Consider the following 13,261-nt stretch of genomic DNA (forward strand, 5'->3'; position numbering starts at 1 on the left):
ATACGTACGTTTGCGCGAATGCCGACAATCGACATTTGCCAGACTGTCTATTCCTAATTAACAGCTTTTTATGAAAAAAATATTTCCTCACCTGGGGTTACCAAAAGGACTGCGCCCAGCGGTCGTGGCGCTTGGCGTACTGGGGGCTCCAGCTGCCTTCGCCCAATCATCCTCGGTGCCGGTTACGCCTACCACTGTGTATGGGCTTGGCTATAATGTGGGCACGGGAGCCACCTTTATATTGCCGCTTAACCCCGCTAACTTAAATAACGGAAACCCGCTTATCCAGGCCCTGCCCATCGCGATAGACCTAACTAACGTTACACCAGGCCAACGGTTAGTGGCTATTGACACGCGGCCCAGCACGGGGCAGATTTACGCACTAGGGTATAATTACAACCTTACTACCAACAATGCCCGGCTGTATACTCTGACTCTGAATGCGGCCGGCAACAGTTTTCTGGTTAGCCCGGTAAGCAGCAATTTACTGACGCTGGACCTACAAGACCCTACTAAAGGATTTGCAGCGAGCCCAACCGTTCCGGTAGGCACTGGTAATACATTAGATTTCACCACCACGCCTACCCCTGCCGCACCGCAGTTATACAACGTCGTTTTCGACTTTAACCCGCGGGCTGACCGAATTCGGGTGTCGGGCCCGCGCACCAGCAATGGCACCAGCAACGGCATCACCTACGTACTGAACCCCAATACAGGCGCTGTTGGGGCAAGTAGCCCCGTCACCGGAAGCTTTACTGATGGGCAAGGCAATCAAGTGCCCTATTACTTGGGCACTGGCGCTTACACTAACTCCGCATTTGGGGTGGCGGGCACCACACTCTACGACCTGACTATTAATAACGGGGTCGGCAAAGTAGTAACGCAAAACATCGCTACCGGCGCACTCACCCGACAAGCAGACCTAACGTTTGCTACGTTGGGCAGCGCAGGTTACGGCTCTTACACAACGCTTAACTCTCCCACCATTAGGCTCGACCTTGATTTTTACTATGACCGGGGCGGCAACAGCGGCCAGCGTAATATTGCCTACGTGCTGGAAGCTCGCCGTAATCCGAATAACAATGGTTATTCTTCGAATCTTTATACCCTGGATTTCAGCAGTGGTGCTACTACTTCAGGGCAGGCTACGGGTAAAAATATCTACGGTGCATCGGATTTGTCCGGGGCTGGAGCCAGCTTTATTTACGACATCGCGGCACTGAGTAATAGTCCTAAAGTCTGGATTGGCAAAAGCACTACTGCTCCTACGGCTTGGAACGACAACGATAACTGGTACCCGATGGGCCGCCCAACGAATACTGATGACGTACTGATTCCTGGTAACGGCACATTTGTGGCTTTTGGCAGCGGCTACACCGTAACGACGCAGCCAACGGTGAATACCAGCAACCCCGCCAATGGCACTGCTGCTGTGAGCGAGGCCCTGTCGGTGACGCTCACAAACGGAGCCCTATTGACGCTGGCTGATGGCGGCACCCTCAATATCTATGGCGACTTTGTGAATACTGATAGCCAAGTATCAGGCGGCGGCAGTGGCACTCTAGCTCTGCTCAATGACCCTAATATGAGTACCATAACTCATGACTTAGGAGGTAACGTTGCCACTACTTTCCCTAATCTGTCCGTAGGCGCGGGCATTGCTGCGACTACCTCGCAGGCCGTAAGCATTACGCAGGCCCTGACGCTGAGCAGCAACTTGACTATTGGTACCGGCCAGCTATTTACGCTGCTCTCCAATGCCGCCGGCACGGCTTACGTGGTGAACAACAGCACCACAAACAACTTCCTCAACGGCAACGCGACCGTGCAGCGCTACATCGATGCCAGCGGCAACAGCGGCAGCAGCGGCTACCGCCAGTATTCATCGCCCATCGCCCGGGCCACGGTTAACAGCCTCACCACTACGGGCCAGGGCGGCAGCTTTACGGCGCAAGTAAACCCAGCCTATAATACCCAGGACCCCAATACGTTGACGGTGGCTACTTACCCCAACGTATTCAGCTACGATGAAACTAAGATTCCGGGTTCGCCGGCCGTTACGTTCACCAATTTCGATAAAGGCTATCAGTCGCCGCAATCGGTGAACGACCCGCTGATAGTGGGCCGTAGCTACACCGTGCAAATCGGCAACACGGAGAAAGTGCAGTTTACCGGCCAGGTCAACAACGGCGACCAAACCATTGGGGGCCTAACCCGTACGGGCAATACCGATGGCAGCGGCTGGGCACTGGTGGGTAACCCCTACCCTTCGCCTCTCGACTGGGGCACAGTTACGAGCGGGCAGCTCACCAACGTTGACGCCGCCGTATACGTGTTTCAAAGCACGGAAGCCTATAAAGGTCGCTTCACCTCCTTCACCAATGGCGTAGGGGCTGGCACCGGCCTGATTGCCAGCAGCCAGGGCTTCCTTGTGCGGGCCAGCGGCGGCACCGGCTCCATTACCCTCTCCAACGGCAACCGCGCGGCCTCATCAACGACCAAGTTTCAGCGCACGGCCGCCGAAACCCGCCCGTTGCTCCGCCTGAGCCTGGGCCTGGGCAGCAGCCCGGCTACCATCGCCACGGCCCAGGACGAAACCTTTGTTTACTTCGAGCAAGGCGCCACGGCTGGGTTTGATGGTAAGTTCGACGCCTACAAGCTAGCCAACCCCAGCGGCTACTACTTGGGCACGGCCGCTACCGTAGCCGCCGGCGACCAGCCCACCGGCTTGAGCATTGATGGCCGCAATCCGCTCGTGGCCACCAGCGCTACCGAGGTAATTGCGGTGCAGCTGAGTGCCCCGACCGGCACGTATAGCCTCACGGCTACCAGCCTGCTCAACTTTGCCAGCGCCGGCACGCAGGTGTACCTGCGCGATGCCCTACTGGGCACCCTTACCAACCTGGCCACCACGCCTAATTATAGCTTCAGCATTGCGGCTAATTCCGCTAGCACCGGGCGTTTCTCACTCGTGTTTGGCTCGGCTTCGGCCCTGGCCACGGCCCCGAGCGCCGCGCTGGCCCAAACGCTGGCTACCCTCTACCCGAACCCCGCCGCCGGGGCCGATAACGTAACGCTGGCCGTTACGGGCCTGCCCCAGGATGTGCGCCTGGTAGAAGCTACGCTGGTGAACGCCTTAGGCCAGATAGTGAGCCGCACCACGCTGGCCGCCGCCCAGGGCAATGCTCGCACCAACCTGACTACCAGTAACCTAGCTGGCGGCGTGTACCTGCTGCGCCTGAGCGCTCAAAACGCGCAGGGCCAGGTAGTAGGTAGCTTGCCCGCCCAGCGCCTGAGCCTACACTAAGGTTGTTTTTCTCCTTAATAAAGTTCGTTTTTATGCCTACTTCCCTTTTTTCCTTGCCGCGCCTGTTACTGGCCGGTGCCCTACTGGCTGGTAGCATTGCCACCAGCAACGCACAGTCTCCTACTTCTGGCGGGAATACCAACGGCCCATCGCTGCCCCAGAATCCCCAGGACCCCACGGCAGTTCCCCTTGATGGGGGGGCCTCCCTGCTGCTGGCCGCGGGCGTAGCCTACGGCGTGAAGCGCCTGCGCCGCCGCCAAGCGTAGCTTCCCTGCTTGGGCAGGCGGGCCTTTGGAGCCTGAATAGCCCGCCAATTGCCCACAAAAAAGACCCTGACCGTTGAACGGTCAGGGTCTTTTTGCGTGCTGTGCGTGCTGTGAGTAGGCCTCCAAGCGGCAAAGGCAATATTTTCTAGCTGGTCGCCCTGCGTGTAGCCTAAGGTTTATACCGCTTTCCTACTTCCCGAGCCGCCATTCCAGCGCCCTGGCCATAGCAGCGGCACCAGCATCATTACGGGCAGGGGCGACACGATAAAATCGATGATGCGCCGGCTCAACTTAAACGCCCACTCCGCATTGCCAGCCAGCCGGCCGCCCACCATCAGCAGCACGTACAGGGCCAGCAGCCCCAGGTAGAGCCGCAGTGCCCAGCGTGTGCGCCGCGTATCGCGCAGCAGCACCTGCAGCAGTAGCAGGCAGCAGCCAATGTAGAACAGGCTGTAGGTGCCCATGGCGGGCAGGCTGCGGGTGGTTACCAAGTGGCTGGTACCCTGCTGCCAGTGAGCCAGGATATCGCCCAAGCCCAACAGACCCGCCAGCATTTGCCACCCGCGCGTGAGAACGGCAAACACGGCATCCGACTCCATGCCAATCATAAAAAGCAACAGGGCCAGCGCCGCCGCCGCGGTCCAGCGGCCGGGCGTCATGGGCCGCACGGGGGTAGCGAGCGGCTGGCTCATGCTTCGGCAACGGCCGGCGCGCCATACCAGCGTACCCACTGCATCCAGAGGGCGCAAATGCACGCGTACACCACAAACGTAAAAGTGTAGTGGTGGTTGAAATCAACCGACCGGTGGGCGTAGTGATGATTGAGAGCCAATGCGCCAACCCGCACTATATTAAGCAGATATAATAAGAGTATTCCCACTGGAATGAACCATAGCTTGGGCCGGGCCGGGCCGGGAAAGGCAATGATAAAACCCGCAAACAGGGCGTATATCACCAAGCCATCGCAGGGTGGCCCCACCACCACGGCGGGCAGGTTATCCATCAGCAGCAAATTGGAGCCAGGCGCCGCGCTGGCCGTGAAGCCCAGCACGCGCAGCAGCCAGGCCCCACCCGCCGCAATATTGATGGACAGCAGCTCGTCGAGCCGGCCATCGGGCCCTACCACGCCTTCATATAGCAGCAGCCAGGCCAGGTACAGGCCCGCGGCTACGAGCAGAAACTGCCAGCGCGGAGCCAGCTGTGCCCATTTAGAAGTGAGGGAAGACGGGAATTCAGGAAGCATGGCTACAAATATATTACGCAGCCCCAGCAACTACTACGGGCTCAAACTAACGCAAAAAGGCGGGCTACGGATTTTATCCGTGGCCCGCCTCCCTCGTACTGCGCTGGGGCTATTGTTTCAGGCCGCCGGGGGTGCCCTGCGGGTACTGCTTCTTAATATCCTTTTGCAACTCCTCAATGCGGTTGCCGGGGTTGGGGTGGGTAGCCATGAACTCGGGCTGCCGGCTACCGCCGCCCTGTTTATCCAGCATGGCCATCACGTTCATCATCGACCGGGGGTCGTAGCCCGCCACGGGCGTCAGCTTCACGGCAAAGTCGTCGGCCTCCAGCTCGTCGTTACGGCTGAAGCGCAGGGTCACCAGCTTGGCTATCATGGCGGCGGCGGCGGCGCGGGCCACGCTGCTACCGGGGCTATTGGGGTCGTAGGAGGCAATGGCGGCCGCCCCGGTGAGGCCCTGGGTCAGCTGGCTCTTGGCTACCTGCTCGGCCGAGTGGCGGCCTACCACGTGGCCTATCTCGTGGGCCAGTACGCCGGCCAGCTGGCCTTCGGTAGTAAGGTTTTTGAGCAGGCCCTGCGTAATGAATACCTGGCCACCCGGCAGCGCAAACGCGTTGATGGTCTGGTCATCGGCCAGCAGGTGGAAGCGGTACTGGTACTTGGTTTTCTGGTCGAGGCCGTTGGCCTGCACAATGCGCTGGCCCACCTGCTGCACGGCGGCCGTAGCGCGGGCGTCGCGGCTTTCGCCGCCGTATTGCTGCGCCATTTCGGGCACGGCCTGCACGCCCAGGGCTATTTCCTGGTCGGCCGTCATGTTTACGTGCTGCTTCTCGCCCGTCACGGGGTTAGTCGAGGTGTTGAAAAAGTACCCAATCAGCGTAACCGCTGCGATTACAAGGCCAATAATAAAGCGAAAATTTAAGCGCATAGCGTGAAAAAAGGGTAGGGGGAGAGAAAAGAATGAGTAAGCTTACCTAGTTGGGCCCAGCTGCCAGCAGCCCGGCCAACCGAATGGGGCTTGTAACGGGCAGCGCCGGGCTAGGTTATGCTGCGGGCTACCCGGTGCCGGGTCATAACCTGCTTTCGGCCCTAGCTTCGTTCTTCCGCCCGGGCTGCCCACGGCCGGCGGCCCCATTTCCTATGGCTTTTTCTCTGTTTGCTTCTACTCGTGCTGCTGCCACTCGGCGGCGGCTCTTCCTGCTGGCCCTCCCCGCCTTGCTGGCCGGCTGCGGCCACGCCCTGCCCGATATTCCGGGCTTTGCGGCCCCCGCCTGGCGGGCCGACCGCTACGCCTGCGCCAACCGCCGGGCAGCCCTGCTGCCGCCGCTGCTGGCGGCCCGCCCCCGCCTCTACGAGGCCCGCGCCAACGATGTCACGGCCGTGCTCGGGGCCCCCGATGAGGAGGAGCTGCTGGCCAATACCGAAAAAATTTATCACTACTACCTAGTGCCGGGCCCGCAGTGCGCCCCCCGCCGTCCCCACGCTACCGGCCCGCGCCTTAGCATTCACTTTGGGCCGCTGGGCACGGTTACCGAGGTGCAGGCCGACCCGCTGCCCAAGCCTTAGTCAACCAGCCATAAAGAAGCCCGGCGGAGACTCCGCCGGGCTGCGCTTTTAAACGCTGGGGGCTGCGCCTAGCCATTACCGCCCGAGGTTGTGCCTTGGTTTTCGCTTTGCTGAAGCTGGCTGAGCTGCGAAGGCGACATAATGCGGCTGCATTCCTGGTCATATTGCGTTTGCAGCTCGCTGAGCTGGCTGTTGCGCATGGCCGGGTCTTTTTGGGTGCTGGTGCTCTGCTCAATTTCGCGCTGCCGGGTCTGGCGGGTGCGGTTGAGGGTTAGTAGCCGCACGTATTGCCCCTCGTTGAGCCGCAGGCGGGCACTCATTTCGCGGGTCATATCGGTGGGGTTTTGGGGCTGGAGCGTCTGGGCCTGGCTCACTACGGCAAAAAGCAAGGCCAGCGGCAACAGGCGGAAGGAAGTCGTTTTCATAAGTGTTTGTAGAAAATGTGCAGGCGGGCCTTGAAATTATGCTAGATTGTCCGGCCTAACCGCACGCTACGCGCCGTAGTTCCCATTTTTTCTTATTTTACTCCTTTGGCAGTAGCCTTACCTTCGCGGCTTGCCTTCTTCGCCATGCTCACCTGTTTTGCCCCCGACCTGCGCCCCGGCCAGGCCAGCTACACCCTCACCGAAGACGAAAGCAAGCACGCCGTGCGCGTGCTGCGCCTCGGCCCCGGCGCGCCCGTGCTGCTCGTAGACGGGCGCGGCACGCTGGCTACCGCCGCCATCCAGGAGGCCAACCCCAAGCGGTGCGCCCTGGCCATCACCAGCCAGGAGCTGGTGCCGCCCCGCGCCACCTACACCCACGTAGCCGTGGCCCCCACCAAAAACCTCGACCGCATGGAGTGGCTCGTCGAAAAAGCCGTGGAAGTCGGCATCGAGCGCCTCAGCTTCCTACGCTGCGCCCGCTCCGAGCGTCGCGACCTCAAGCTGGAGCGGCTGGAAAAAATTGCCGTCAGCGCCCTCAAGCAGAGTGGCCAGGCGTGGCTGCCGCAGCTTGATGAACTACTTGACTTTGATAGCTTTATAAAAAGCATCGACCCCATCACTACGTTCATTGCCCACCTCGAAGCCGGCGAGCGCACGGCGCTGGCCCAGGTTATCGGCGCCGCGCCGCGCTGCTGCGTGCTCATCGGCCCCGAGGGCGATTTTTCACCCGCCGAAATAGAGCTGGCGCTGGGCCGGGGCGTGCGCCCCGTTACGCTCGGCACCTCGCGCCTGCGCACCGAAACGGCGGCGCTGGCGGCCGTGTTCACGGCGCAGGTAGTGCGGGAGCAAGTTTAAACAATCCGTTAACTGCTAGCATACTAATCGCTTGCTACCTAGGTAGCTACCTCACTAGCGCGCTGCGGTAGCGCGGCGCTGAGCTTTGCACCGCAAGTGGCGCAAAAAGGCATGTGACTAAAGTTTTTGCCACCGCAGCTGTGGCAGTTTGAAAACAGCTCCAACCCGCAGTGACGGCAAAAATCCGTCACGAGCTGGTTTGCTTCCTTCGCATTGGCAGGCAGTGGGAACTCCCATTTTTTCAGGATAAAATCCTTGCCGCAGGAAGGACAATAGTGGTTCTCCAGCGCCTTTTCCGCCACCTCCAACTGCACATTCTGGGCGCGCTCCTGGCTCGATGCTTTCAGCTCCTGCTGCTTGCGGTCGAGGTAAGCCCGGATGGTTTTGATGGCATAATATCCCAGCCCAACCGAGAGCGCCACCCCTACCGCCGACCGTACGTAGCCGCCGTAACTAGGCAGGTAGGGCACCAAGCCAAAAAAGAAAGCATAGAGCGAGAAAAGGGTGAACCCCAGGTACAAAGGCCAGAATTTGTGGCGGCGATAGCGAATAAAAAAGAAGATGCCCAATCCCAGTACGGGCCCCACAAACAGAAGCCGTATCAGGAATACGCCTAGGTCATAGCGCTTGAGGGCCACCGCGTATTTCTCGTTGGCCAGCGCATTTTCCTGGTCTCGCTGCTGCTGCACTTGGGCCTGCTGCCGTTCGTTGGCCTCCACCGCGGCTTGCTGCGTAGCCATTTGCCCGCGCCAGGCCTGCTGCACTTTGTAAAAATCATCCAGCCGCGTGGCCCGGCTCACTACTTCCCGGTCTTTATTGGGCGAGCCCAACGTTTTGCGGGTTTTCACCCAGTTCTCAAACGACTGCTTCTCATCGGTATAATTCTGCTGCGCCGTTAGCATGGTTCGCTCCAGCAGTGCGTTTTTATCCCGCAGGGCTTGCACGGCCGCCTCCAGGCTGCTTTGGCGGGCGGTGAGGCTGGCTACGGCACGCTCATTCAGGAAGGATTCAGCTTTGGGACGGGCGGAGGCCGTGTCCAGGTCGCCAATGAACTGATTGGAAAGCAGAATCAGGAAAACGCACAGAATGAGGGAGATGGCGTAGTACACCAAGCGGGAGGTGCGTTCCAGGTTTTTGCTGTTGAATTCCATGTGTTTTCTATTCTTTTTAACTTCGGTTGTATGCCTTAGCCAACCCAAACGGCAGTTGAATCCGGTGCTTCAACCCGCCGAATCCGCGCACAACCAAGTGCCCGCTTTCATCGCCAACGCGGCGCTAATCAGGTGGGCGGGTTGGCCTTGTTGCGTTTCTTCACCCGCCACGGCGCTTCCTGCTCCCAGTCGCCGGCCATGATGCAGCCGTAGGGCCGCACCTCGTCGAGCACGGTGGCCAGGCCAAACTGCGCAATCTGCTGCTGCACCTCGGCGGCGTCTTTGTAGGCGCTGGGCAGCTCCGAAATATCAATCTGGTCGAAGAAAAACCGGGCGTCAATGCCCTGCGTTTCCTCCGCAAACCATTCTTCCTTGGTCTTATCGGTGCGGCTGGCCTTGTGGCGGGTGCGGCTGAGGTTGCGGCCCGCCCCGTGCGGCGCAAAGCCCAGGTTATTGGCGGTGGTAGCGCCCTCCACAATCAAAATGGGCTGCGCCATATTGAGCGGAATAATGCGCGGGCCGGTGATATCGGGCATAAAGCGCGGGTCGAGCGGCGTGGCCCCCTTGGCGTGGTAGTAAAGGTCGCCGTTTTTGAACACGAAGTTGTGCTCGTTCCAGTAGCGCTGCTGCACGGGCACGGCCAGGCGCTGGGCAATATCGTCGTGCAGGCACAAGTGATTGAGCTTGGTCCACTTGCGCACGGTTTGCAGGGCCGCCCAGTAGGCCACGCCCTCGGCCGAATCGGCAGGCAGCCAGGCATTGGCGGGCGCGGTTTGGGGCGATAGCTGCCGGCGGAAGCGCTCGGCTACCTTCATGCCCTCCGTGTAGAGGCGCGCGCCCACCCCGCGCGAGCCGTGGTGCGTCACGAGCACGGTATCGCCGGTGTTGCGCGAAATGCCCACGTACAGAAAGTGGTTGCCGTCGCCCTGCGTGCCCAGCTGCTCGTGGGCCAGGGCGAGGGTTTTGTCGGTGTCCAGAAAAGGATTGGCCTGCATCTCGGCCCGCAGGGCGGCCGGCAGCTCGTAGCGCCGTTCGGGCGGCCGGCCGCCCGGGCCGAAGTGCGTTACCTGCTGGGCCACGTCCAGCACTTTTTTAGGGTCAATTTTACCCAGGTTGGTCAGCATCACCGAGCAGCAGATATCGGCCGAATGCATGCCGGGGTGAATGGCGTTGCGCGTCACCACCACCCCACCCACCGGAATGGTGCCGGGCGGGCCCGCCGGGCAGGCATCAGGCATAATCGCGCCCGTTACCACGGTGGGCGTGCGCATGAGCAGCTGCATCGACGCCTTCACGTAGTCGATGTTTTGCTGCTCGACTACCGAGCCAGCGCTGATATTTTCGTAAAAGGGCAGCGGCTCGGGCAGCAGCGGCATGGTGGCGGGCGGCTTCACGGTATCGAGATAAGCCAGCATTGCGTCACCGGTCAGCCCGTGGGCGTTAACGTGCTCCAGGGCCTCTTTAAACCATTTGCCCGCCTTGAAGCCGAGGTCGAGCAGGTCTTTGCCGGTAGTCATGGGGTAGGTACTTAATCGGTGATTTTAACGGCCGGCAGTTTGGCGGCGGCCATGGCGGCAATAGCTTCGGTGCGCACCGGCTTCAAGGTTTTCAGGAAGTTGTCGATGCCAGCGCCGTAGCCTCTTTTAGAATACGCGTACAGCAAAACGCCCGTTTTGCCCGCGCCCAGCGCCACTTGCTTGTAGCGGTACACGTTGAATTCGGCAATGCCCTGGTTACCTTCCATATTCTGGCTGAGCAGAAAATCGAGAATAATTTCTTTGTTGTCGGGACTGGTAATCAGCTGGTAGTTGCAAATGACATCGGACTGCTTGCGGGCTTCTAACTCCTTTACCTTCAAGGCCGCTACGCTTCGCACATCGGTATCCTGGCTGACCAGGTGCAGGGCTAGCATCTGCTTGAAATCGGCCGATTTTTCGCCCTTGGGCAGGTATTCCTGCACGTAGTAGGTGGCACTCGGCTTGGTAGCCCAGGCCAGGTTGTAGGTGGTGCCGCCGAAGGTGAGGGGCCCCGCCACGCCCAGCCGGTCGGTGGGGGCGGCGCTATCGCTGGTAAAAGCCATGAGTAGGATTGCCGCAATTGGCAGGTACTTTTTCATTTTATGTTAGGTTAAGTGGGTGCCACCCGCGGCATCGCTTTCGCTTTAAGCCGAGCGAATATACCGGCATAGCCGGTTAGTCCTCCCCGCGGGCCCCTGCCCCGGCCCCGAACTTTGCGGCGCTACCGTTTCTTTGCCACCCTAGTTGCCTCCCCCTGCCCTCGCCCATGATTCGCCCGCTTCTCCTCGCCGCCGCCCTGCTTTTTACCGCCACGGCAGCCACGCCGCCCGCCGCGCCCAGCTACCAGCTGGCCAAGCTGCACTACGGTGGCGGCGGCGACTGGTACGCCAACAAAACGAGCCTGCCCAACCTCATCAGCTTCTGCAACCAGGCGCTGCACACCAATATCGCGCCCGACGAGGCCACCGTGGAGCTCGACCAGCCCGAGCTGCTCACCTACCCCTTCGTGCACATGACGGGGCACGGCAACGTGAGCTTCAGCGCCGCCGAGGCCCAAAACCTGCGCCGCTACCTCATGGGCGGCGGCTTCCTGCACATTGATGATAACTACGGGCTCGATAAATTTATCCGCCCCGAGATGAAGAAGGTATTCCCCGAGCTGGAGTTCGTGGAGCTGCCCTTCTCCCACCCCATCTACCACGAGAAGTATCAGTTTCCCAAGGGCTTACCCAAAGTGCACGAGCACGACGGCAAGCGCCCCCAGGGCTTCGGCCTGCTCTACAAGGGCCGCCTGGTGTGCTTCTACTCCTTCGAGTGCGACCTCGGCAACGGCTGGGAAGACGTGGGTACCTACCCCGAAGACACCCCCGCCGTGCACGACGCCGCCCTGCGCATGGGAGCCAACTTGGTGGCGTATGCGCTCACGCAGGATTAAGTGTGAATTGGTGAAGGAGTGAGTTGGTGAATGAAAAGTGGGTCATTCACTCCTTCACCAACTCACTCCTTCACAATTACAGCACGCCCTGCTTTGGGAAGCGGCCGGTTTTGGTGCGGTAGAAGGCTTTAATTACTTCCAGGTCTTTTTCGTAATCACCCGTGGGCCAGACAACTGGACCCACGCCGGCCTCCCGCTTCTTGTAGTCGAGGAAGCCGAGCAGGATGGGCACGCCCGCCTCTACGGCGGCGTGGTAGAAGCCCTTGCGCCACTTGGGCTGGTAGGCGCGCGTGCCTTCGGGCGTGATGAGAATCACCAGTTCCTCGTGCTGCTTGAAGAGCTGCACCATGCCATCGACCAGGCTGTTGTTGCGGCTGCGGTTCACGGGCAGCGCACCGATGGATTTCACCAGCCAGCCCAGCACCGGGTTTTCGGTCCACTCGCTTTTCACGGTGAAGCGCACGTCCACATCCATGATATAGAAGGCGGCGCGGGCCATGATGAGGTCCCAGTTGCTGGTGTGCGGGGCCGCAATCATCATGCACTTTTTGATGTCGGGCGGCACCTGGCCGGTTTGCCTCCAGCCAGCCACGCCAAAAATGGCTTTAGCGATGTAGTACCAAAAGGTGGAGGTTTTGCGGACGGCCATTCACTTATCAACTAAAAATTAACTTCCAAAGCTAGGCACCAACGGCCAGCAGGGCGCGCAGCTCGGCGGCCCGGCTCAGGGTGTAGCGGTAGCCCACCTCAAACAGCTCGGCGGCCTTGCGGTAGTCGAGCGGGCGGTAGGTACGCAGGGCGGGCGGCTCCAGCAGCAAGGCGCACTGGCTCTTGCGGGCGGTTACGTTGGTGCTGAGGGCCAGTTGCAGGGTGCGCTCCACGAGGCGGCGCAGGTTCGACACGCTTACGTCGGTGTTGAGCGGGTTGCAGTGCACGCCCACCACGCGCTCGGCGGGCCGGCCCAGCAGCGGCTCCACGGGCAGGTTGTTGAGCAGGCCGCCATCTACCAGTTGCCGGCCCTGGTACTGCACCGCCCGGTACACGATGGGCACCGCCGCCGAGGCCAGCAGCGGCGGCAGCAGCGGCCCGCTGGTGAAGTACACCGACTCGCCGGCCACCAGGTCGGTGGCCACCAGCGTGAGCGGCAGCCGCAAATTCTCAAACTGCAAATCGGCCCCCAGGTGCCGCGCCAGCAGCTGCTCCACCGCCTCCAGGCCCAGCAGCCCCAGCCGGCTGAATACCGGCCGCGTCAGCCCCCGGAAATTGGTGCCCAGCAGCAGCCGCAAAATATCGCGCGGGGCAAACCCCGCCGCGTAAAACGTGGCCGCAATCCCGCCCGAGCTCACGCCCGCCAGCCGCCCCACGGGCAGGCCCAGCTCGTCGAGCGCCGCCAGCACCCCCAGGTGCGCAATGCCCCGCGCCCCGCCCCCCGACAGGGCCAGGGCGAGCGTATTAGCGGGCAGGGCAGTGGCTGAATTTTTACTTTCCATTAAATACAA

Annotated in this window: 14 protein-coding genes; 5 read left to right on the forward strand and 9 right to left on the reverse strand. The window is 60.9% G+C overall.

The window, feature by feature from the left end:
- Positions 1-70 precede the first annotated feature (70 nt).
- Positions 71-3,307 carry a DUF8693 domain-containing protein gene (locus QMK33_RS16155; RefSeq protein WP_283565654.1) on the forward strand — a complete coding sequence of 1,079 codons (3,237 nt, stop codon included), beginning with the start codon at positions 71-73 and terminating at the stop codon, positions 3,305-3,307.
- 32 nt (positions 3,308-3,339) lie between these two features.
- Positions 3,340-3,573, forward strand: coding sequence for a PID-CTERM protein-sorting domain-containing protein (locus QMK33_RS16160; protein WP_283565655.1), 234 nt, complete (start codon positions 3,340-3,342; stop codon positions 3,571-3,573).
- 176 nt (positions 3,574-3,749) lie between these two features.
- On the opposite strand, the gene QMK33_RS16165 is transcribed toward QMK33_RS16160, so the two are convergent.
- The 3 genes from QMK33_RS16165 to QMK33_RS16175 form a co-directional block, all read right to left on the reverse strand.
- Entirely contained in the window at positions 3,750-4,265 is a 516-nt protein-coding gene (locus QMK33_RS16165; RefSeq protein ID WP_283565656.1) for an XrtX-associated membrane protein, read from the reverse strand.
- Positions 4,262-4,816, reverse strand: coding sequence for an exosortase X (gene xrtX / locus QMK33_RS16170; RefSeq protein ID WP_283565657.1), 555 nt, complete (start codon positions 4,814-4,816; stop codon positions 4,262-4,264). The genes QMK33_RS16165 and xrtX overlap by 4 nt, the downstream gene beginning before the upstream one ends.
- A 109-nt stretch (positions 4,817-4,925) precedes the next feature.
- A complete protein-coding gene (locus QMK33_RS16175) occupies positions 4,926-5,741 on the reverse strand; it encodes a M48 family metalloprotease (RefSeq protein WP_283565658.1) in 816 nt (271 codons plus the stop codon).
- Between the two features lie 212 nt (positions 5,742-5,953).
- On the opposite strand from QMK33_RS16175, the gene QMK33_RS16180 reads away from it, so the two are divergent.
- Positions 5,954-6,379 (forward strand): hypothetical protein, encoded by a 426-nt coding sequence (locus tag QMK33_RS16180; protein ID WP_283565659.1) that lies wholly within the window; start codon positions 5,954-5,956, stop codon positions 6,377-6,379.
- A gap of 68 nt (positions 6,380-6,447) precedes the next feature.
- On the opposite strand, the gene QMK33_RS16185 is transcribed toward QMK33_RS16180, so the two are convergent.
- Positions 6,448-6,804, reverse strand: coding sequence for a hypothetical protein (locus tag QMK33_RS16185; protein ID WP_283565660.1), 357 nt, complete (start codon positions 6,802-6,804; stop codon positions 6,448-6,450).
- 144 nt (positions 6,805-6,948) lie between these two features.
- On the opposite strand from QMK33_RS16185, the gene QMK33_RS16190 reads away from it, so the two are divergent.
- Positions 6,949-7,659, forward strand: coding sequence for an RsmE family RNA methyltransferase (locus QMK33_RS16190; RefSeq protein WP_283565661.1), 711 nt, complete (start codon positions 6,949-6,951; stop codon positions 7,657-7,659).
- 38 nt (positions 7,660-7,697) lie between these two features.
- On the opposite strand, the gene QMK33_RS16195 is transcribed toward QMK33_RS16190, so the two are convergent.
- From QMK33_RS16195 to QMK33_RS16205, 3 genes are all read right to left on the reverse strand, one after another.
- The gene (locus QMK33_RS16195; protein ID WP_283565662.1) at positions 7,698-8,810 is read right to left on the reverse strand and encodes a zinc ribbon domain-containing protein; all 1,113 of its coding nucleotides are present in this window, start codon (positions 8,808-8,810) and stop codon (positions 7,698-7,700) included.
- Between the two features lie 128 nt (positions 8,811-8,938).
- Positions 8,939-10,327, reverse strand: coding sequence for an RtcB family protein (locus QMK33_RS16200; protein WP_283565663.1), 1,389 nt, complete (start codon positions 10,325-10,327; stop codon positions 8,939-8,941).
- Positions 10,328-10,338: 11 nt separating this feature from the next.
- Entirely contained in the window at positions 10,339-10,890 is a 552-nt protein-coding gene (locus QMK33_RS16205) for an HI_0983 family protein (protein ID WP_283565664.1), read from the reverse strand.
- Positions 10,891-11,093: 203 nt separating this feature from the next.
- Here QMK33_RS16205 and QMK33_RS16210 point away from each other — a divergent pair, with 203 nt between their 5' ends.
- The gene (locus QMK33_RS16210) at positions 11,094-11,762 is read left to right on the forward strand and encodes a DUF4159 domain-containing protein (RefSeq protein WP_283565665.1); all 669 of its coding nucleotides are present in this window, start codon (positions 11,094-11,096) and stop codon (positions 11,760-11,762) included.
- A gap of 76 nt (positions 11,763-11,838) precedes the next feature.
- On the opposite strand, the gene QMK33_RS16215 is transcribed toward QMK33_RS16210, so the two are convergent.
- Entirely contained in the window at positions 11,839-12,411 is a 573-nt protein-coding gene (locus QMK33_RS16215; protein ID WP_283565666.1) for a 1-acyl-sn-glycerol-3-phosphate acyltransferase, read from the reverse strand.
- A 31-nt stretch (positions 12,412-12,442) separates the two neighbouring features.
- The gene (locus QMK33_RS16220; RefSeq protein ID WP_283565667.1) at positions 12,443-13,252 is read right to left on the reverse strand and encodes a patatin-like phospholipase family protein; all 810 of its coding nucleotides are present in this window, start codon (positions 13,250-13,252) and stop codon (positions 12,443-12,445) included.
- Positions 13,253-13,261: the final 9 nt, after the last annotated feature.

Source organism: Hymenobacter sp. H14-R3 (genome assembly GCF_030063445.1).
Classification (GTDB): domain Bacteria; phylum Bacteroidota; class Bacteroidia; order Cytophagales; family Hymenobacteraceae; genus Hymenobacter.